The 21,341-nt window shown below is 36.8% G+C and carries 19 protein-coding genes; 4 read left to right on the top strand and 15 right to left on the bottom strand.

Translation table 11 applies throughout. The features are described 5' to 3' along the window. Positions 1-31 precede the first annotated feature (31 nt). Together IQ247_RS24530 and IQ247_RS24525 are read right to left on the bottom strand one after the other, a co-directional pair. Positions 32-307: a hypothetical protein gene (locus IQ247_RS24530; protein WP_193923975.1), complete on the bottom strand. Its 276-nt coding sequence runs from the start codon at positions 305-307 to the stop codon at positions 32-34. Positions 308-603: 296 nt separating this feature from the next. Beyond that, positions 604-942: a type II toxin-antitoxin system HicB family antitoxin gene (locus IQ247_RS24525; protein WP_193923974.1), complete on the bottom strand. Its 339-nt coding sequence runs from the start codon at positions 940-942 to the stop codon at positions 604-606. A gap of 106 nt (positions 943-1,048) precedes the next feature. Between IQ247_RS24525 and IQ247_RS24520 the strand changes: the two genes are divergently transcribed. Next, entirely contained in the window at positions 1,049-1,210 is a 162-nt protein-coding gene (locus IQ247_RS24520) for a type II toxin-antitoxin system HicB family antitoxin (RefSeq protein WP_193923973.1), read from the top strand. A gap of 31 nt (positions 1,211-1,241) precedes the next feature. Here the strand turns inward: IQ247_RS24520 and IQ247_RS24515 are convergent, their stop codons facing one another. From IQ247_RS24515 to IQ247_RS24490, 6 genes are all read right to left on the bottom strand, one after another. Beyond that, positions 1,242-1,454, bottom strand: coding sequence for a type II toxin-antitoxin system HicB family antitoxin (locus IQ247_RS24515; protein WP_193923972.1), 213 nt, complete (start codon positions 1,452-1,454; stop codon positions 1,242-1,244). Position 1,455: 1 nt separating this feature from the next. Next, the gene (locus IQ247_RS24510) at positions 1,456-1,710 is read right to left on the bottom strand and encodes a type II toxin-antitoxin system HicA family toxin (protein ID WP_193923971.1); all 255 of its coding nucleotides are present in this window, start codon (positions 1,708-1,710) and stop codon (positions 1,456-1,458) included. Positions 1,711-1,917: 207 nt separating this feature from the next. Continuing rightward, on the bottom strand, positions 1,918-2,181 hold the full coding sequence (locus tag IQ247_RS24505; RefSeq protein ID WP_193923970.1) for a leucine-rich repeat domain-containing protein: 264 nt from the start codon (positions 2,179-2,181) through the stop codon (positions 1,918-1,920). 142 nt (positions 2,182-2,323) lie between these two features. Further along, positions 2,324-6,334 carry a magnesium chelatase subunit H gene (locus IQ247_RS24500; protein ID WP_193923968.1) on the bottom strand — a complete coding sequence of 1,337 codons (4,011 nt, stop codon included), beginning with the start codon at positions 6,332-6,334 and terminating at the stop codon, positions 2,324-2,326. A 432-nt stretch (positions 6,335-6,766) separates the two neighbouring features. Beyond that, on the bottom strand, positions 6,767-7,396 hold the full coding sequence (locus tag IQ247_RS24495) for a Uma2 family endonuclease (RefSeq protein ID WP_193923967.1): 630 nt from the start codon (positions 7,394-7,396) through the stop codon (positions 6,767-6,769). Positions 7,397-7,449: 53 nt separating this feature from the next. Then, entirely contained in the window at positions 7,450-8,004 is a 555-nt protein-coding gene (locus IQ247_RS24490) for a hypothetical protein (protein WP_322745569.1), read from the bottom strand. A 206-nt stretch (positions 8,005-8,210) separates the two neighbouring features. Between IQ247_RS24490 and IQ247_RS24485 the strand changes: the two genes are divergently transcribed. Next, the gene (locus IQ247_RS24485; protein ID WP_193923965.1) at positions 8,211-9,467 is read left to right on the top strand and encodes a glycosyltransferase family protein; all 1,257 of its coding nucleotides are present in this window, start codon (positions 8,211-8,213) and stop codon (positions 9,465-9,467) included. Between the two features lie 1,342 nt (positions 9,468-10,809). On the opposite strand, the gene IQ247_RS24480 is transcribed toward IQ247_RS24485, so the two are convergent. Both IQ247_RS24480 and IQ247_RS24475 read right to left on the bottom strand, forming a co-directional pair. Beyond that, positions 10,810-11,676: an inositol monophosphatase family protein gene (locus IQ247_RS24480; RefSeq protein WP_193923964.1), complete on the bottom strand. Its 867-nt coding sequence runs from the start codon at positions 11,674-11,676 to the stop codon at positions 10,810-10,812. A 51-nt stretch (positions 11,677-11,727) separates the two neighbouring features. Further along, positions 11,728-12,111 carry a hypothetical protein gene (locus IQ247_RS24475; RefSeq protein ID WP_193923963.1) on the bottom strand — a complete coding sequence of 128 codons (384 nt, stop codon included), beginning with the start codon at positions 12,109-12,111 and terminating at the stop codon, positions 11,728-11,730. A gap of 592 nt (positions 12,112-12,703) precedes the next feature. Here IQ247_RS24475 and IQ247_RS24470 point away from each other — a divergent pair. Further along, a complete protein-coding gene (locus tag IQ247_RS24470; RefSeq protein ID WP_193923962.1) occupies positions 12,704-13,375 on the top strand; it encodes a M23 family metallopeptidase in 672 nt (223 codons plus the stop codon). Positions 13,376-13,569: 194 nt separating this feature from the next. Then, entirely contained in the window at positions 13,570-14,205 is a 636-nt protein-coding gene (locus IQ247_RS24465; protein WP_193923961.1) for a M23 family metallopeptidase, read from the top strand. A gap of 90 nt (positions 14,206-14,295) precedes the next feature. On the opposite strand, the gene ftsH is transcribed toward IQ247_RS24465, so the two are convergent. From ftsH to IQ247_RS24440, 5 genes are all read right to left on the bottom strand, one after another. Beyond that, positions 14,296-16,194 carry an ATP-dependent zinc metalloprotease FtsH gene (ftsH, locus tag IQ247_RS24460; RefSeq protein WP_193923959.1) on the bottom strand — a complete coding sequence of 633 codons (1,899 nt, stop codon included), beginning with the start codon at positions 16,192-16,194 and terminating at the stop codon, positions 14,296-14,298. Positions 16,195-16,709: 515 nt separating this feature from the next. Next, positions 16,710-17,504 carry a DUF928 domain-containing protein gene (locus IQ247_RS24455; RefSeq protein WP_228060004.1) on the bottom strand — a complete coding sequence of 265 codons (795 nt, stop codon included), beginning with the start codon at positions 17,502-17,504 and terminating at the stop codon, positions 16,710-16,712. 61 nt (positions 17,505-17,565) lie between these two features. Next, positions 17,566-19,512 (bottom strand): sensor histidine kinase, encoded by a 1,947-nt coding sequence (locus IQ247_RS24450; RefSeq protein WP_193923955.1) that lies wholly within the window; start codon positions 19,510-19,512, stop codon positions 17,566-17,568. Beyond that, the gene (locus IQ247_RS24445) at positions 19,478-19,672 is read right to left on the bottom strand and encodes a hypothetical protein (RefSeq protein WP_193923954.1); all 195 of its coding nucleotides are present in this window, start codon (positions 19,670-19,672) and stop codon (positions 19,478-19,480) included. Before IQ247_RS24445 ends, IQ247_RS24450 begins: the two co-directional genes overlap by 35 nt. A gap of 52 nt (positions 19,673-19,724) precedes the next feature. Continuing rightward, entirely contained in the window at positions 19,725-20,393 is a 669-nt protein-coding gene (locus IQ247_RS24440; RefSeq protein WP_193923953.1) for a response regulator transcription factor, read from the bottom strand. Positions 20,394-21,341 lie beyond the last annotated feature (948 nt).

Genomic DNA, 21,341 nt, shown 5'->3' with positions numbered 1-21,341 from the left:
CCCATCTCCCCATCCCCCCATCTCCCCATCTTTACTCAGCGGGAATTGCGATCGCAGTTTTAAGATTACTATCCCAGACTACCCAATTGAATTGCTTATCCAAATTTTCGGCTGTATCAGCAACTTTAAAGTACAATTTTTCACCTTTTCTTTCAATTGCAAAGTCTGCATTTTGTGCATAAACTACCTTAAAACCCTTATCTCGCAAACAAAACATTACCCAAGCTTTGAGTGATTGTCTTGATGGATCGTAGGAAACCATCGGTTTTTTAAATGCTTCTTCAATAACTTGATATATTTGGGACATTTTTCAAATCAGTGTTCAATTATCAGTAACCAGTAACCACTTATTAATCTTGAATTCAAATCACTTATATTATAACCACCTTCTCCTCCCCTAACCTCCGCGCCTTCCCTCCGCGTCACTCTGCGTTTAAAAAACAAAAAAACCGCAGAAACGGCGGGCTGAAAAAACTACAAATTAAATGGTAATAAATTGTAGGTTAGCTTCACGATTTAAGATTTCTTCAACATCTTCTTTAGTAAAAATGTGATGACTTTTAAATTGTAGGTTGGCTTCACAATGTTCAACCCTAACTAATCCTAAGCATTGATAAACTTTTCCGCAGCATTCGCTAATACTTCATCCATCCAAGCATTAATACTTAACCCTGATTTTTTCGCTGCAATAAAAATCTTGCGGTGATTTTCTGGAGTTGTACGGAAAGGAAGTTTTCCAGAAAAAGGTTTATCGGGTTCTTCACCTAAATCTTCACAATAAGCAAGATAATCATCAACTGAATTATGAAACTCTTGACGCGCTTCTTCAATAGTTTTGGCTTTAAAAGTGATTACGTCATTAATATCGATAACTCTACCAAATAGTATTTCTGCTTCCGTATCTACTTCGATAATTGCTGAGTAACCTTTGTAAGTCATCATAGTTCGATTCCTGCTTTTTTTCGATGATATGATGAGATGATATCAATAGAAGTGTGATAAGCCGCTCACGTATTGGTGTGGTTTCTTAAATATGATTTTTTAGATAATGAAAATTAAAGCAGTAATCTGGCAAGAGGATGATGTATGGTGCGCTTCTGTACCAGCCTTACCTGGGTGTCACACTTGGGGTAATAGTTACGAACATTTGTTAGAAATGCTAGAAGATGCTATCCAAGGTTGGTTGGAAGTTGCGAGTTTAACTGAATAAATGTATTTATTATAATTTATTAAAAATCGTATCAAGCCGACATTAAACCCCGCTTCGGTTGAGGAATATTACGTCCTAAATCCTGAGCAGTTTCAATCCATTCTTGCATAATAATCTCTACATTTTGCAACGCTTCTTGATAAGTTTCACCATCCGCAGCACAACCGGGTAATTCTGGTACTTCTGCGATAAATGCTTCGTCTTCTTGACTGTAGTAGAGGATTATTTTGTAGCGAAGCGTCATTTTATTCTCCTTCTTCTAACTGATATTTAAGAACCACTTCACGAACTTGTTTTACTTGGTATACCTTCGCTTTTCCTTTCTTTGGTTGTAGATTTAAGATTTCTTCAACATCTTCTTTAGTAAAAATGTGATGACTTCCACGGATGCGTTCATCAAAGCCTAAGTTGAGTAATAGTTGGCAAAGTTTTTCAAATGAAATATTTGCATCTGATGCACCTGATAGGATTTTAGCTAATAACTTATCTTGTTGAGTCACAAATTTTAATATTTTCTGATTACTTGATTGATTTTCAATAAAACTAAATTAATTTTGCACCGTAACCCAACATCTTCATTATCGGTATTATACAATATCGGATAATATTCTTGATTCACAATTATAATGTTGGGTTACGACACGATAAATAGATTTTCGTTACAAGTCAAATTTGGTTTTCGTGTCTAACCCAACCTACTACTTAATTCAATATAAAATTTGAACTTGTAATTTAGACGCACTTTCAGGAAGCCCATTTAAAGGATTATCGTAAGCATCAATCTCAGATTTAAGCCCGCATAGATTACCAATACTTTGTGGTAATTGAGTTAATCGATTGCCAATAAGGTTTAAATGTTCTAAATTTTTGAGATTGCCAATAGTTTCTGGTAAATATTCTAATTGATTATTACTTACATTCAAATAATTTAGATTTTGTAATTGAGCAATGCTTTCTATACGATAATTCATAATTAAATTCAAATAACTTATATTCTACCTCCTCAATTATCCCCTCCGCGTACCTCCGCGCAAACCTCCGCGCCCCTCTGCGTTAAAAAACAAAAAAAACCCGCACAAACGGCGGGCTTAAATATTACAAACGAAATTCTACCTACTCAATCCCCTCAATCTTATCCTCCACCTGCTGATACAATTCCCGTAATCGATCGAGATTACTTTCATCAGTATCCCAGTAACCTCTACCATTGGCTTCCAACAATGAAGTCACCATCTTCCGGAAGGAATGCGGATTTAAGTTCAACAACCTTTCCTGCATCTCCTTATCTTTCATGAAGGTTTCATTAGTATCTTCGTAAACCCAATTATCAACCGCATCCGCTGTCGCACTCCAACCCACAGTATTAACCAAGCGTTTGGATAACTCCCTCACTCCTTCATAACCGTGAGATAACATTCCTTCATACCACTTCGGATTCAATAACTTTGTCCGAGAATCCAAACGCACGGTTTCCGACAAAGTACGTACCTGAGCATTGGCTGTAGTCGTATCTGCCATATACGCAACTGGCTTTTTACCATCTTTCCGTAAACTAGCTACTACTTTCGTCGGATCGGAATCGTAGTAATGGGAAACGTCGGTTAAACTAATTTCGGAGGAATCTAAGTTTTGGAAGGTGACATCGGCTGTCTGTAATGCACTTTCAAAGATTTTCCGCGAGTTTTCCATCATTCCGGGATTATCTGCGGTGAATGCAAAGGATTTCCGCTTCAAGTACATTTCCTGTAATTCCGATTCGTTTTCCCAGGTACTGTTTTCTACCGCTAAATTAATATTAGAAGAATAAGAACCACTAGCATTAGAAAAGACGCGGGTTGCTGCTTGACGCAAATTAATCCCCATCTCTTCGGCTTGCTTGAGTGCGTGTTTACGAACGAAGTTCATTTCTAAGGGTTCATCGGCTTCCGCAGCCATTTTTACCCCTTGATCTAACAAATTCATTTGGTTAACAAACAAGTCGCGGAATACACCGGAACAGTTGATTACAACATCAATTCTCGGTCTACCCAACTCTTCTAAGGGTACTAATTCTAACTTGTTCACTCTTCCCAAAGCATCGGGAACTGGTCGTACACCGACCATCCACATTATCTGTGCTAGTGATTCCCCGTAGGTTTTAATATTGTCGGTACCCCATAATACACAAGCGATGGTTTCGGGATAATTCCCGCCATTTTCCCGCATTTGTCTATCTAACAATCTATCTACAACCACTTTCGCGGATTTCACCGCTGCCATAGTGGGGATTGATTGGGGGTCGAGAGCGTGGATATTTTTACCCGTGGGGAGTACATCGGGGTTACGAATTGGGTCTCCTCCTGGACCAGGTAGGACGTATTCACCTTCTAATCCTTTGAGTAATGCACCTAATTCATTATCCGCGCATACTTGTTGTAAACAGAATTCCAAGTATTCAAATAGCGGTTTGAGGGCTTCTTTATCAACTTTGGGATAACCTGCTTGATGTAAAGCTTCTACCCAAGGTTCCTTTTTACCCATATTGAAGAAGTTCAATTTGGAAACCAGGGATACTCTACCTTCTGCGTCGATTTGCGCTTTCACCAATGCTCCAACTGCTTCGCGAGTGGTCATAGTGATATGTTGCAGTAATTCTACATCTTGTAAAATACCTTTATCGCTATTGCGATAAATCTCTTCGATGTCGCGTCCGATACTATTGGCAATTATCCGTTGTAAGCTGATAATCCCTTCCTCTTCTCTATCTAACCCAGCTATATTAACCAAAGTAGCCACAGCTTCTTCTGCGGTAGGTGGTTTTCCAACTACGTGTAATCCACAGGGTAACAGTCGCGATTCTATCTCCATCAACCGACGGTACACACTACCAACGATATTATCCCGTTGTTCAGGGGACATATCTTTACAAGTATCCGGTAAGTTGATATCTTTATCCAGATTTACCATCCGGGCTTTATCCATGATGGTATCAACAATCGCTACTCCCCGTCCGGTATCTTTCAAGGTTTGGTAGGAACCAATTAACTCACTTAATTCTTTCAAACCTTTATATAAACCAGCATTTTCTGCGGGGGGAGTTAAATAAGAAATCGTTTCCGCATAACTACGACGTTTGGCAATTGTGGCTTCACTAGGGTTATTTGCAGCGTAATAATACAAATTGGGAATAGTACCAATTAAATTATCGGGATAACAATCACCCGACATTCCCATTTGCTTTCCTGGCATAAATTCCAAGGAACCATGAGTACCGAAGTGCAGTACCGCATCCGCACCCCAAATTTTTTCTAGATATGTGTAGTAAGCAGCAAAACCATGATGAGGACTTGCAGAACGGGAAAATAACAACCGCATTGGGTCTCCTTCATAACCAAAGGTCGGTTGTACCCCAATAAATAGATTACCAAAATGTTTCCCGTAAACCAACAAATTTTGTCCGTCACTATTCAGATGTCCCGGAGGTGGACCCCAATTCTCTTCCAAACGGTGAGAATATGGTGTTAATTCCTCATATTCGGGAACTGACATTCGATAAGCAACGTTTAATTCGGGACTTGCATACTGTGCTTGTGCGTCGTGGATGACTTCTTCCATCAACTCTTTGGCACTTCCTGGTAATTCTGGTAAATCGTAGCCGTTGTTTTTCAACGCTTTCATTACCTCATATATCGAACCGAACACATCTAAATATGCTGCGGTTCCCACATTACCTTTATCCGGAGGGAAACTAAATACAGTAATCGCTACTTTCTTATTTAATTTGGGTTTGCGACGTAAAGAAGCCCATTTCAACGCTCGTTGTGCCACTGCTTCTACTCTGTCTTGCAGCGCGATCGCCTTTCCGGTGGCACCATCTTTACCAGATAAAATTATCGGCTCAATGGCTCCATCTAATTCGGGAATGGCAATTTGTAAAGCTACTTGAATCGGATGCAATCCCAAATCACTTTCCATCCACTCTTCGGTAGTTTGGAATACCAAAGGCAAGGCGACCATATACGGACGATTTAACCGCTTTAAGGACTCAATCGCTTTCGGGTGGTCTTGTCTGGCTGGTCCACCCACTAAAGCAAATCCTGTCAAAGATACTACAGCATCTATTAAGGTAGTTCCTTCCTTATTACTTCCTTTTAAAGAAGAATTTGTTTCATAAAAATAAGCATCCACCGGCTTAGAAAAGTCCAAACCACCAGCAAAAACGGGAATTACCCGCGCCCCCATGGCTTCCAATTCCTGGATAATTGCCACATAATGAGCATCATCACCAGTTACCAAATGCGTCCTTTGCAATACTAAACCCACACAAGGCGCTAAAGGGTCTTTTAAATCTGGAGAAATATCCGGACGACTATTATACCAGTTAAGATACTCTTTGACATCCTCAAACATCGTTGTTGCCAAAGGATGCCAAATTCCCATATCGGGATACACTACCGGCAGTTGATAATCTTCTACTGATTTAAAATTGCTTTTATCTACATCTTTTAAAACATATTTATCAGCCAGCATTAAGAGGAAATTTTCTAAATTTTCAGAAGAACCCCCCAACCAATACTGAAAACTCAACATGAAATTACGAGCATCTTGAGCCTTTTCCACCGGCAAATACTTTAATACAGAAGGCAAAGTCCGCAGCAGCTTCAACATTCCATCTTGAAAAGACGCACCGGATTTCTCCTTCCGCTTCTTCATAAACTGCGCGATCGCACTTTTGGATTGTCCCAAATTCGCCAAGGAAAAGCTACCCATCTTATTCAGACGCATAACTTCGGGCATTGAAGGGAAACATACAGCCACATCAAAATTATCACGATGAGGCTGCACCGCCGCAACTACCTTAGTCGCTAAATCTTCAATAAAAATAAGTGAAGCAATAAAAACATTTGTAGTCTCTAAATCTTTTTGAAACTCCCGATAATTATCTTCTGAACGAAGTTCCTCAATCAAATAACCGCTGATTTCAATTGCAATATTCGGATGATTATCGTTTATAGTCCGTACCGCTTGTGATAATGCACTCTGATACTGGGACTCTAACACGACATAGACCACCTTAATTAAATGTCTCCCCTGAAGATTTTCCGGCTTGATGTGTCTAATGGTGGACTTGACGTGAGTAAACATACGTTCCCTCGCTCCTTTGATGCGTGTTCTCTGGTTCGGCATTAAATGTTTTTTATCAGAAATTGTCTAGTTATGGGCCTTTTGTCGTCCATCTGACACAAATCGATAAATATAAACAATTTTTGCTTAACAATACTTTACGTTTTTTTGGTGTGCTTACTCACATTTAGTAAACTATTTGTAATATTAATTATTAGTTATTTGGTTATTAAAGGATAAAGTTTTATAAAACCGCAAAGAGCGCGGAGGGAAGAGGTTGAAGAGAGATGTAGAGTACCTGGCGATTTAAATCGCGGCTACACAGACAAAACCCGCCTGCGCGGGTTTAAAATTTATTAGTCCACGCAGGTGGACTTTGCCTGTGTAGCAGCGGTTTCAACCGCCGGATATAATAGTTATTTACAATCAAACTGTATCCGGATCTACACCCAATTATGACAATTTTCTTCTCAACCTTTCGGCTTTTTCTTCACTTTCCTTAAGCGCTTGCGCTAACTCGCTTGGTGCTAATAATTTCTCTCCAGTATCTTCTCGATAAAAAGCAATTAATTCCGATTCAATTTCTAATCTAAGTTGTAAAGGTTCGCTTCTACTATCAGTAATTTCTTCGTATACTTCTTTGTCTAAGCGATAACCTTTTAATTTATTTTCAATCCATTCCCCTTTAGGATCGAATAACCAATATTCTTTGATACCCAACTGTTCGTAAAGTGTTTTTTTATAACCCGTATCTTTTTCCTTGGTACCTTCCGAGGTAATCTCAAATATCACCGCAGGAACTTGTTTTTCTTCCCAAATTTTATAATTATCTCTACTACCAGGAACAACGTTAAAAATTACCATGACATCAGGTGCTACTCTGAGCTTAGGAAAACCTTGAGCGTAATATAAAAATTGGTCAGCTAAAACAGTCGCTTGCTGTCCCTGCAAATACTGCTTTAAAATTTCTAAAGTTACAAGGATTGCATATAAATTAACGTAGGTTTCCGCCAAGGGTTCACCGTCTGAGCTAGGGTAGATGATTTCAATTTCGGTTTGTTGATTTGCTGATGCGAGAATCATGGTTTCACCAGCGGATAGTAATGTAGTTTTATTTTAGTATTTTTATCAAATATCTAACCTTCTTTCACCATCCAAACCAACATTCCCAAAAGTATATCCACTGGGGGAACGGGATAATCCTGTAAATCAATACTCAATATTTGTCCTTCTAATTTCAAAAATCTCCAAGCAGTACCGCTGGTAACGCTTCCATATATAGTAGTAATCGGAATATTATTTTTCTGATTAAATATCTGTGCTGCAATCATGGACGCCGCACATTGTCCCAATCCCGGCTTTAAATCACCTTTTTTAGCTTCTATAATTACTACGGCAGGTGCTTCGATAAAAACTTGTTCGGGGGAACGACTGATTAAAAAATCGCATACTCCAATTAAATCAAATTCCGGAGCAATGGTAAAATCTTCACCTGAAAACAAGCTGATTTTACGTTCCAGTATTTTTCTTACTTCTACAAGTATGGGACTGATAATTAATTCTGAACGTGCTTTTTCTGAACCCGTTGCGATTGCTAATGGTAGTCCTTCGCTTAAAGCTTCTTTAAGGTAAAAACTCGGTTCAATTGGTGTAATTTCTGGTAAAAAACGTTCGTTTTCAACTGTAGTCAAATTAAACTCGCGTTTTACTTTGGAAAGTGAAAAACTACTATAAGGCATTATTAGATAAAGAATTCGGTTTGATTATTTAATTATTGCTAAAAATTAGGGATACTAGAATAGTAAATAGGAGACATTTGTTTTTAAGACGGTTCAGGATGCCCATCTCAAAAGATTTTATATTTACTGATAACTGTTAACTGCTCACTGATTAATTGATGTTTGATATTCTTATTCTTTCCAACGGTCCTGGTGAAATCACAACTTGGGTGCGTCCTGTAGTAAAATCGTTACGGGAAAAGCTGGGTAATAACCGCGATAAATTTCGGATTTCCGTTGTTTTATCCCCTTGTGCCAATGCTAGCGGTAAGGAAGCTGATATTGCTCTTTCCTATCCCGAAGTAGATAGAGTCCAAGCATCTTCAGATTTCTTTCCATTTTTACTAACCGGGAAAACCGCCGATAATTGGGATTGGCGAGAGAAAGGTGTAGTAGTATTCTTGGGTGGAGACCAATTTTTTCCTGTGGTAATTGGTAAAAGATTGGGTTATCGTACTGTTGTTTATGCTGAATGGGAAGCACGATGGCACTCTTTAATTAACCGTTTTGGAGTGATGAAACCGCAAGTTATTGCCAAAGTCAATCCTCAGTATATTGACAAATTTACCGTTGTCGGAGATTTGATGGCTGAAGCTTCTATGAAAGAGGGGGTAGCAATTAGCAATTACCAATTACCCATTACCAATTACCAATTAATCGGCATTTTACCTGGTTCCAAAGCCGCTAAACTTTCTCAAGGTGTACCTTTGAGTTTGGCGATCGCCGAATACGTTCATCAAAAACTACCACAAACTAAATTTGTAATTCCCGTCGCACCAACTTTAGATTTACAAACTTTAGCTAGTTTCGCCTCGGCGGAAAAAAATCCGATGTCAGAATACTTTGGAAGAGTATCTGCAAAGTTAATTGATTCAGAACAACCTTATTTAGAAACTGCAACGGGTTTACAAATAGAACTGTTTTTAAAACATCCAGCTTATGATATATTATCTAAATGTAGTATCTGTTTAACTACTGTTGGTGCAAATACTGCCGAACTCGGTTCTTTAGCAGTACCAATGATTGTTTTACTTCCTACCCAACAATTAGACGCAATGCGTTCTTGGGATGGTATTCCTGGATTACTCGCTAATTTACCTTTAGTTGGTTCTAGTTTCGCTAAGTTGATCAATTGGTATTTTCTTCGACGCAAAGGTTTGTTAGCATGGCCTAATATATGGGCAAAAGAAGAAATTGTACCGGAGTTAGTCGGGAAGTTACAACCCCAAGATGTTGGAAATATTGTGATCGATTATTTACAGCATCCCGCAAAATTAGCAGATATACGTCAGAAGTTAAGAACCGTTAGAGGTGACACTGGTGCTGCTACTAAATTAACTCAGTTAGTATCGGAAGAATTAGAAAAACAAGTTTAACTCATTTTCTGCTCAATTAATATAAAACTCTTTCTCAAACAACTTTGAATCAAATATATTTCGATACTCCCGAACAATCGAAATGCAGATGATCACTTCATAAACTATATATAAACCTGTTTTTACCAACTTGAAATCGTGATCGCGTTGAATCAAATATATTTCGATATTACCGAACAAGCGAAATGCAGATGATCACTTCACCAACTATATATAAACCTGTTTTAAACAACTTAAAATTGCGATCGCCTTAAACCAGATATATTTCGATATTACCGAACAATCGAAATGCAGATGATCACCTCACCAACTATATATAAACCTGTTTTAAACAACTTTGAGTCAACTATCTTTATTTCGATATTACCGAACAAGCGAAATGCAGATGATCACTTCACCAACTATATATAAACCTGTTTTAAACAACTTTGAGTCAACTATCTTTATTTCGATATTACCGAACAATCGAAATGCAGATGATCACTTCACCAACTATATATAAACCTGTTTTAAACAACTTTGAGTCACCAACTATATATAAACCTGTTTTTTACAACTTAAAATTGCGATCGCCTTAAACCAGATATATTTCGATATTACCGAACAATCGAAATGCAGATGATCACTTCACCAACTATATATAAACCTGTTTTAAACAACTTTGAGTCAACTATCTTTATTTCGATATTACCGAACAATCGAAATGCAGATGATCACTTCACCAACTATATATAAACCTGTTTTAAACAACTTTGAGTCACCAACTATATATAAACCTGTTTTAAACAACTTGAAATTGCGATCGCCTTAAACCAGACATATTTCGATATTACCGAACAATCGAAATGCAGATGATCACCTCACCAACTATATATAAACCTGTTTTAAACAACTTTGAGTCAACTATCTTTATTTCGATATTACCGAACAATCGAATTTTATCTAAATATATAGTGCAATAATATAATTTTCAAAATACTGATGCAAGCAATTGCAGGAAAAGATTAATATTGAAAATATGATTTTTGCGATTGATTTGAATAATAAAAGTCTAAAGTGTAAATTTGGTCAAGAATCTCTGACATTTAAGAATTCTGATTACGATTTGACAATGGTTTCAGGTCACGGTAAATTGATAATCTATGGCGACGTATATTTAAAAATTTAGAGCAGCTTGAAAGGCTTATAAATAGGTTGTGTTAATCAGATAAAATACAAACATTTGCTGATAACTTAACATAAACAAATAAAAGGTTTTTTTCTACGGTTGACATATAGTTTAAAATATGCGCTCTAAAATAGAGACAAATATAGAGCTTTTGAGCTACTTATGTATTAAAATTCAATTTAGATAATTAGTCCAAACAGCTTTGAGTAAATCTTGATGTACTATATCCGAAGTTGCTATGAGTAATCCAGGTAACTTGTAATCCTCGCAGCTATTGAGGGGAGGTAAAGCAGAACCATCTAAAGTAGTAACAATACAACCAGCTTCTTTTGCGAGAAAAGCTAAAGCTCCACCGTCAATAAACTGACCAAATCTTTTGACAGCACCAGTTAATTCACCCTTCAAGATAGAATTTAAATTAGGCATTTGAACGGATTTAGAGTAATCATCCACAGCATTAATAACTTGATATTTATCTTTTAATACAGTAGTCAACGAACTCATTCCCGTACCTAATAAAATAGTAGGTTTTGCAGAAGAGTTAACTTTTAGTGGAGTACATTCGTCCAAATTCATTTCAAGAGTACCTGTAAAAGTACCATTCCCTCTCAAAGCGTAGAAATAAACTTGTTCGCTAGGAGAAATAGCGATTACAGCTTCATAATCGTCCGTATTGAGAATACTCAGGATAATTTGATAATTAGAATGTCCATCCATATAGAATTTTGTACCATCAATGGGGTCAAGAGTGACTAAATAATCATCTTTTTCAGCAAAATCAGCAGCACGAAAATACTTGGTATTAGGAGAGCTTTTATATTCTTCCCCATAAAAACGAATTGACGGAAAATTACCTAATAATGTAACTTCTACAAAATTTTGAATTGCTAAATCAGCATCAGTCAAAGCAGCGGAGAAAAAGCTATCTCCTCCATCTTTATCAGGGAGAGCAGAAATTTTTGGTTGTAGAAAACGAGCATAACCCGCTGCGACTTTCAAATATGGAAGTAAAGTTTCTAAAATAATTCGCGGAGATAGCATAATTTGTAATTTGTAATTCCTAATTAAATATATATATTGATTCTTTGGCTGTTAACTGTTTTCCCCATCTCTTCTTCCTAATTCATAAACTCCACAACTCATACAAGCAAGAATTCCCGTACTGATACCCCAACTTTCTCCCAAACTGACTTGTATACCCCAATTGCATAAAGCACCAATAATTAAAAAGGGTATGATACTAAAAACAGATGCATAGAAAGCGTTTTGTGATTCTCTTGCTTGACGGGTTTTTTCAAATTCCGATTTACTAGTATACATAAATTGCTCAGCAAAATTGAACCAGCGATTTAGTTGTTCGGTTATCCATTCACTTGTCGGCGAAAAACCCAGATACAATCCTAAAGACCATAAAGTTGCTCCAGCAATGGCTGTTGTATCTAAATTGAACTTGAAAGGCAGAATATCAATTAACATGGTTTGCGAAAATCAGGTTTGATTATTAAATTAACCTTTAAGCTTAAAATTATCTCAACTATCAATTAATTTGAAGATAATTATTTTACAGCATTTCTGGTGATTGGAACAATCTACCTTCGAGTACTTGCGAAAATCTCTTTGATAGTGGGTTTTCTCAATATCGGGGAACATTACTGCTTGTATTTCATACTTATTTGTGTGAACTCTAGATCAGATAACCTTTATGGATATTGAGTATTTTTATCTACTTGATGTCTTTTTGTATGTGAAAACACACAAACTCTAATTTTACTTCTAAAAATAAAATTACTAACTAACAATTGTTTGAGTATTATTTCCAGATAAGATGATTTTTTCTCAATAACTTTTCATTGAATTATCAGAATTTTTACTGAGGTTAATTCTATTAAAAAACAATCAAACAAAACATCAAAAAATATCCTTGACACTACCCTACACTCAAGTATGATAATACAAATTAGCTGTTATAAATCAAGATTATATAATTCAAAATTATTATTTAAAATTAACTTTTGGCAGCTTGATAAATCACCAAATACAACCATAATATAAGTAATTTTACAAACATATGAAAATAACTCAACGACAAAAAAAAATATTTTTATTAGGATTTATTCTCGTAAATTTAATAACTATATTACCAGATTCAAATAGAGTTAAAGCGATAGAAAATAACTCTACATTATTAGCGATAAACAACATTTGGTCTTCAGCTTCTTTTCCCGTTGAACGTTTTCAAGCTTACACATCACCTTTTGGATATCGTCGTTCCTCCAATATTAGCAGATGGGAATTCCATAATGGTCTAGATATTGCTGCACCTCAAGGAAGCTACATTCGCAATTGGTGGGGAGGAACAGTAATTCAAGTTGGCGATCGCGGTGCTTGCGGTACTTATATAATTATTCAATCCGGTAACTGGAAACACAGTTATTGTCATATGCAGGGAAAGGTAGAAAAATCAAACGGTCGTCTTTATATGATTGATCGTGCAGGTGGAATAAAAATTGCCCAAGGTCAGCAAATACCCGCAGGAGCCAGAATTGGACGTATTGGAATGACTGGACGAACTACGGGACCTCATTTACATTGGGTACTCAGATATGGTGATAATTATGTAGACCCCGCAGAAGTACTTAAAGTAATGTTTTCTCAGCAGTCACTCACCAATACTTCAAATAGCTGGGGTTCTCAACAATCTCAAATCAAAATCGAAGAATCAAAACTTCTTAATCACTAAGTTTGGGAGAATAGTTACCAATATTGAGAAGAATTTGATTTTCTCAAAGTTTATGCTGTCAATTTGATTTTAAAGTCGAATAAATCATTATAACCGTAAATATTGTCTAAAAACAACCGCCATAAGCTATAGATTCCCTTAATTGCAACGAATGAGTACGGGTACATCCGTAGAGCAAAATTGCATTAATTAATATGAGTAATCGTCAACTAAGAATAACTTTTCCAGCAGTCTTTTTTCTGATTGGATTGCTTGTTGTCTGCTTGATTGCTTTATTTCCCGGAATCGAAATCGTTAAAGCTCAAAGGGTTAATCCGAATGTAGTCGCAACAGTCAGTAATAATACTTGGGCTGAAGCTTCTTTTCCCGTAGAGAATTTTCAAGCTTATACATCACCTTTTGGTTATCGTCGTTCCCCTAGCAATCCTCGAAGCGTTCAATTTCACAACGGTTTAGATATCGCTGCTCCTAAAGGTAGTTACATCCGTAACTGGTTTACAGGTACAGTCATTCAAGTTGGCGATCGCGGTGCTTGTGGTACATATATTATTATTGAATCTGGTGATTGGCAACACAGTTATTGTCATATGCAAGGAAATGTTGCTAAATTAGAAGGTAATCTTTATATGATTGACCGTGGGGGTGGAATAAAAATTGCTCAAGGTCAACAAATACCATCTGGAATGAGAATCGGTAGAATCGGCATGACCGGAAGAACTACAGGACCTCATTTACATTGGGTGCTTAAATACAAGGGAGAATATGTAGACCCAGGTGCAGTATTACGTCAAATGTACGCAGTACAAGATAGCGCTATTCCTAAAAGTTAATTATTAAAGGGAGTAGGGTTGGGGGGTTAAGAACTGTAACTTAAACCCTACTCCCTACCCTTACCGAGTAATGCAAGGGTTGTCAGAGTACTAAGTAGATATCACTAATTGATTTTTGGGTAACTCCGTATATTCAGCAACAATTTTACGGAATTGTTCCCCTTCGATTGTTTCTTGTTCAATTAATAAATCTACAAGTCGGTCTAATAACGCTCGGTTTTCCCTCATGATTTGACGCGCTTCTTGATAACACGAAACAGCAATTTCTCGCACCTTCTTATCAATTGCGATCGCCATTTCTTCGGAATACTCGTTGCGATTTCCCCAATCTCTTCCCAAAAATACATCTTGATTCTGAGTTTCTAAGGCAACCAATCCTAAATCGGACATCCCGTACATCGTTACCATCTTCCGAGCTAGACTAGTAACCATCTTCAAATCATTACTAGCACCACCCGTAATTTCTTTTTCCCCAAAGACTTCGGCTTCTGATGCCCTTCCTCCCAAAGTCATGGTAATATTATCTTTCATCCAAGCTTTACTATAAAGACCGCTATCAATCATCTCTTCATTAGGTGTTTGCTGGGAAAAACCACCAACTCCACCAGAACGAGGAATAATTGTCACTTTATTTAAAGGGTCAGCGTGTTCTAAAAGTGTCGCCAGTAAAGCGTGTCCGACTTCGTGATAAGCAATCAATCGCTTCTTCTTACTATCTAAGAGCGGATTCAGAGTTAACCCAATAGTTAACCTGTCAATCGCATCATCAATTTCGATTTGAGTAATCGCTTCTTTACGTCTTCTAGCAGTCAAAATTGCCGCTTCGTTGAGTAAATTCGCTAAATCTGCTCCGGTAAAACCCGGAGTCCGACGAGCCACAACTTCCAAAGAAACCCCAGGGTCAATTTTCTTATTACGAGCGTGGACTGTTAAAATAGCTAAACGACCTTTACGGTCTGGTGCATCAACAATCACCTGTCTATCAAAACGTCCCGGACGTAAAAGCGCTGCATCCAGTACGTCTGGGCGGTTTGTCGCGGCAATAATAATGATACCATTGTTACCTTCAAAACCATCCATCTCCGTAAGTAGCTGGTTCAAAGTTTGCTCTCGTTCATCATTACCACCACCGATACCCGCACCCCGCTGTCTTCCTACAGCATCAATTTCATCGATAAATATCAAACAAGGAGCGTTTTCTTTAGCTTTCTTAAATAAATCCCGAACACGGGAAGCACCAACACCGACAAACATTTCCACAAACTCGGAACCAGAAATACTAAAGAACGGAACTCCCGCTTCTCCAGCAATTGCTTTTGCAAGTAAAGTTTTACCTGTTCCCGGAGGTCCTACCAATAATACACCTTTGGGAATGCGTGCGCCAATGGCAGTAAATTTTTCTGGTAGCTTGAGGAAAGTCACAACTTCACCAAGTTCCTCTTTTGCTTCCTCTATCCCCGCTACATCATCAAATTTCACCCCAGTTTTTGCTTCTACCTGAAAACGAGCTTTAGATTTACCAAAATTCATCGCTTGAGAAGAAGCATTGGTTGTCCGACGCAAAAACAGCAGCATCAAAGCAACTAAGGGTAAAATCCACATCAAGTTTATTAACAGTCCAACAGCTACCCTACTGTTTTGAGAAGAAACCTCTGCAAAATCAACTTTATTATCTCTGAGTTTTTTAATTAACTCCGGGTTTTGATCTAACAGCTTGACTTCTATCGGCTTCTCCGAACCTTTTTCCGCTAAATATACTTTAGCTACCTGCTCGGTTTCGTCAAGCTCCACTCGCTTAACTTCACCCTGCTCAATTTTCTCAATCAAATTGCCATAAGTCAAAGGCTCGCTTTTTTCTTTTTCCTGAGCCAATACAGGTGTTCCCGCAAAAACCCCTGATAACATCAAACTAACTGCTAGCAACCCACCAAAGGCTTTAGACTTGATGGCTGAGTCTTTTGTTAACGCTTTTTTCTCAAAATTAATCATAGATTGTTACCCTTTGTCTGTTCTCGCATAAGGTGGGGCTAATTTCAATAGTTATCGCTTTCAAGAATACAAATAATTTTATTCTCAATAATCAAAGTGTAGCTTCTCCAAAAAACACATTCCCCCCTAATTTCATCTCATCACTCGCTTTTGCCGGACGCATACTTGATTTTTTTTGCAATCAACACCCCTGATAGTAACCATTTTTACATATTTTTTTCATATAGGCACTGCCTTACATACCACGTCATTGCTTTATACACAACTATTTGACACTTTTAATCATTAATTCCTAAACTATTCATAGTCGTAATGACTTCAAGTTAATTCTAACAAAAAATTAGAAGTCGGGTTTTTGAGTATAGATACCTATAACACGTTTATAGCTCTGAGAAAAACCCGACTTCTCAAACTCAAGGTTTTGATTCGATGACAACCATTAGAAGTGGGGTTTTTGAGTATAAATATTTGTAATACGTTTATACTTATTATATGAACGCAGTAGTCAACAAGCTTCAGTTGATTATTTTTTTTATACTAATGTTATCATTTAAAATAGCTTGTAAATTACTAATTTGTTTCTGAATATCCTGCTTTTTAGCTTCTCTAACTTCATTTTTTAATTCATCCTTGTAAACTAAAATTAGGTCTTCAATAAGTTGTGAATCTATTTTTCCTAATTTATCTTGAGGATAAATCTTAAGAGCTTCGTCTAAGGCTTCATACCATAACTCATTTCGAGCATATATATTTGCTCTTTGAGTGCTGTCTGTAACGTTAGACAATTGTGCTTCTAATGTGCGTGTCTTTTGAACCACTTCAAATTCAGCTTTTTGTATCAAATCGCTACCATCAGTACATTGAATTGATACTTGCCATAAATATTGCTTACCTGGTGTTAACGCTTTATCTGGAGGAAGTTTGAATTTATTTATCCCTGCTCTGGTTTGAGATTTGTGGATTTTTGCGATCGCAATAGTCCGATGCATTTTATTATTACTGCCGAATTCATAGACGTGAATCTCCGTCTTTTCAGGTTTGGATGCAAACCAAGCTAAAGTAGGACGTACAGAAGCCGTTTTACCTACAAATGTATGGGGAGCAAGAACAACAGTTAAAGGTATATTCCCTTCACCTGGACAACCTCTTGAACCTCCAACTCTGGTATTTTCTTTAGGAGGATTTCTTCTCTGAGGTGAATAATTTGCTAAAGCTACTGTGGGTAACAATATTAGTGAACTAAGCAACAATCCACTCAACAATCTACAATTAGTGAATTTAACTGGTATTCGAGACATTAGATGCATCATAATATCAACCCATTACTCTATTTTCCGCAAGAAAACAAAAAACAGTTACATTACTAAAAAGTTACATTCCTAACTTGCTTAACATAACTTTACAAAGAGAATTGATTTTTAGATGATTTTTTTGATTTTTCAAGCGCCAAGTGAGTTCACATAAAGTACCTTTAGGAGATACAGGCTGTCGCTTAAAAGTACCAGATAACCTCTGAGCTAAATCCTTACATTGTTTTGTACCTTTACTTTCAGTAGATGAATTAATCCCACATCCATTATCTTTGACGCTCAAACTATAGCATTCATCGTGAATTTTCCCAATAACTTGGATTCGTTTAGCTCCTTGAGCGTGTTTTCCGATGTTACATAAAGATTCTTCCAGGAATTGACATAGTTCTCGTTTGAGTTCTATGTTTAAATATTTGTCATCTATTGGCTCAAAAGAGCGAGTTTTGACTCTGATAGCGCTTAAATATTTTAAATCTTTTCTTTGCAGAGTGCTTGTATATACTTCATACAAAAGTTCATTAACGGGATTGTTTAAATCAAGAATTAAACCGCTTCCTAAGCGCAAAATATGTTCATTACTCAGAGCTTCTCTTTTCATAAACTCACCAATATCTCGAATTTCATGGTTGAGTGTTTCAAGTTGTAAGATAAGTTTTTCTTGTGGGAATTCTTGGGTGCGTAGATGACTTAAAGCATCAGCTAATGTTTGTAAGGGTCCGTTATGAATTATAGTAAAGGTATGCTCAATAGTACGTTGTCGTTCTTGAATTTTAGATTTTAATGTTCTATTTTGTTGAAAAAAGGCATTGAGTACAACACCGTTAAGAAGAAAAATTAGTAAACCTGGGACTACAGGAATCCATAATCCCCACCACACTAAGAATAAATAACCGGCTGCAATTAAACAAATACTACTAACACTAACAGCTAATAAATTATTCCATACTGATTGAAGCAAATTACCCATAACAATGGGAACAAAACCCCAAATAATTATCCACAAATATTCCCAATTATCTGACCAAGTTTGTAACAGAGGTCGTTTATTTATGACTGCATTAATAATTTGGCTGGTAGCATGAGCGTGATATTCGACTCCATAAATTTCTCCATTCAGTTTTAAGCCAGAAATAGCAGAAGTATTTGTAATATCTCTAACGGTTGTAGCAGTCATCCCAATTAAAATTATTTTACCTTGTAGCCAGCTTGGGTTAACTTGATTATTTTTAATATCGTGAAGCGATAAAACTCGAAATCTTTCTTTCCCATTACGAAAATTCATGAAAATTTGGATTCCACCATTATCTGTATCTACATATCCCCCAGAGTTGGAATCGAAAACAGGAAGTTCTGTAGAGCCAAATCGTATAGCATTAGAGTCCTGAATACCATTTTCTATGGTAATATTTTTTTCAGCAGCTAAGTAGGCTGTTGCTAAACGTAGAGATAAAGAAAACTTGTCTTGTTTTGGATCATCAGGATTATCAGGACTAGGAGTCATTAGTAAATAACGTCTATATTTACCATCTTGATCTGGAATAATATCGACAAAACCAATTTTTTCTTTAGATAAACTAGCAGGTGGAGAAATTTTATCGGGATATAAAACCTTATCAATACCAATGATATTTTTACTGTTTTTTAATACTTTATGTAACTGTTTACTACCAGGCTCCACTGGTATATCTTTAAAAATATCAAGACCAATTATACTGGGTTCGTAACTCTGTATCTTCTCAATTAGCGATGCAATTTCTCTATCTGGTATTGGATATTTTCCTATTTTTTGAATATCATCTTCATTAATACCAACAATCACAACTTTTTCATCTACAGGTTCTGAGGGACGCATTTTTAAAAAATTATCAAGTAGCATCCATTCTAAGAACTGTAATGAACCACTCAAACGCACAAATATAGTAATAAGAATAAGTGCTATTCCTGGAAGTGCTGCACCATGCCAAATAGAGATTTTATGTTTGATTATCTGGATAGGTTTTTGCAACATTTGAACTATGATTATTTATCAGTGTGAGTTGATAGTTAGTGGTTGGTTGATAGTTGTTAGTTGAATAATCATTATCCGAAGCATAGTTACTGTTAACTGATAACTGATAATGATGGTTAGTGGTTGGTTGATGGTTGATAGTTGTTAGTTGAATAATCATTACCCGAAGCATAGTTACTGTTAACTGATAACTGTTAACTGTTCACTGATTATTAGTCAATCAACCCTTCTTCTCTGGCTCGAATTTCAGTTTGAATTCGCATATTTTTACCTTCTTGCTTACAATCTTCAGGATAAACATTTAAAGCATCTTGAATTTTTGTCCAATATGTACGCACTGTACGCTCGTGTAGGTGCATTTTTTCGGAAATTACTTTATCTTGTAATCCTTCTTCAAATGCTAAGCTCAAAACTTCCAGCCATTCTGGCTTTAATTCCAATCCAGTTTTGATATCTTTTGTATGAGTTGCTCCCTGTATTGCTAAATTTACACGAGTTAAAATCTCTTGTTCAGAAAGTCCTTTATCTGCAATAACAAATCCTCCTTGATGTTCGTCTATTTCATATTTAATTCTGACCAGCGCTTTAGTATAACTACTTTGCACCATGAAATTTAAGTCCAGATATTTATTTAATAAATCTTTAATTAATTGAATACCCGTGTCGATATTAGCAATCATTCCAGTTTTTTGTGGGATGGATAAGTCTAATATAATTAAGTCAAATAATGAATTTTCTTTTATCTGTTCTTCTATTTTATATAAAGCATCTTCTGCTGTTTTAGCTATAAAAATCTCCATATCTGGATATTGCTTCTGCAACATATTAAGGGTTCCAGATATGATTAAATGATGGTCATCTACTACAAGAATTTTTTGCATAGGTCTTTATTATAACTTTTATAAACTAACAATATAATCATCAAAATTCACTTGATATTAACTACAATCTGTTGTTTAAAAAATAAAAATTGGAAAGCTTTTTTTTACTTTCCGCTAATGTTTTTAGACTTGTTAATTAGACATAAATCTTAACAGGACTTAATTTTAGTCAAGTGTGAAAAATTAAACATACTTTTATACTACTAGATTTGAATTGACTAATGAATACACAAAAGTGTATTTTTTAGAGATTCCCGGTGTTCGGGCATTATAAGTTGTGCATTTAAATCATATAACCTAATTTATTTAGCTGCTTTTTAGCTTAATTCAGTCCTATTTATAGGACGAGTACTATTAGACAGGGAATTTCATTCCCTGGCGGATTGGATACCCGCCTATCAAAGTTGGTGTGACAGGCTACTAGTATTCCACCACATTAATTTTGAGGAGTTAAAATACCTCTTCGTAGGTTGGGTTAAGCGTTGGCGAAGCCTGTCCGACAGGACATAGCGCAACCCAACGCGGGTGCCGAGGCTCCACTACGTTGGGAGCAACGCTTGCGCGAACAGCCCAACCTACAATATTACATTGATTACCCCTCATAACTTATGTGGCGGACCACTAGTACTCCACCACATTAATTTTGAGGAGTTAAAATACCTCTTCGTAGGTTGGGTTAAGCGTTGGCGAAGCCTGTCCGACAGGACATAGCGCAACCCAACGCGGGTGCCGAGGCTCCACTACGTTGGGAGCAACGCTTGCGCGAACAGCCCAACCTACAATATTACATTGATTACCCCTCATAACTTATGTGGTGGACCACTAGTACTCCACCACATTAATTTTGAGGAGTTAAAATACCTCTTCGTAGGTTGGGTTAAGCGTTGGCGAAGCCTGTCCGACAGGACATAGCGCAACCCAACGCGGGTGCCGAGGCTCCACTACGTT

Source organism: Plectonema cf. radiosum LEGE 06105 (assembly GCF_015207665.1).
GTDB classification, from domain to species: Bacteria; Cyanobacteriota; Cyanobacteriia; order Cyanobacteriales; family Nostocaceae; genus Rivularia; species Rivularia radiosa_A.
Note: the sequence above shows the minus strand (reverse complement) of the source record. Positions and strands in the feature narration are given on the sequence as shown.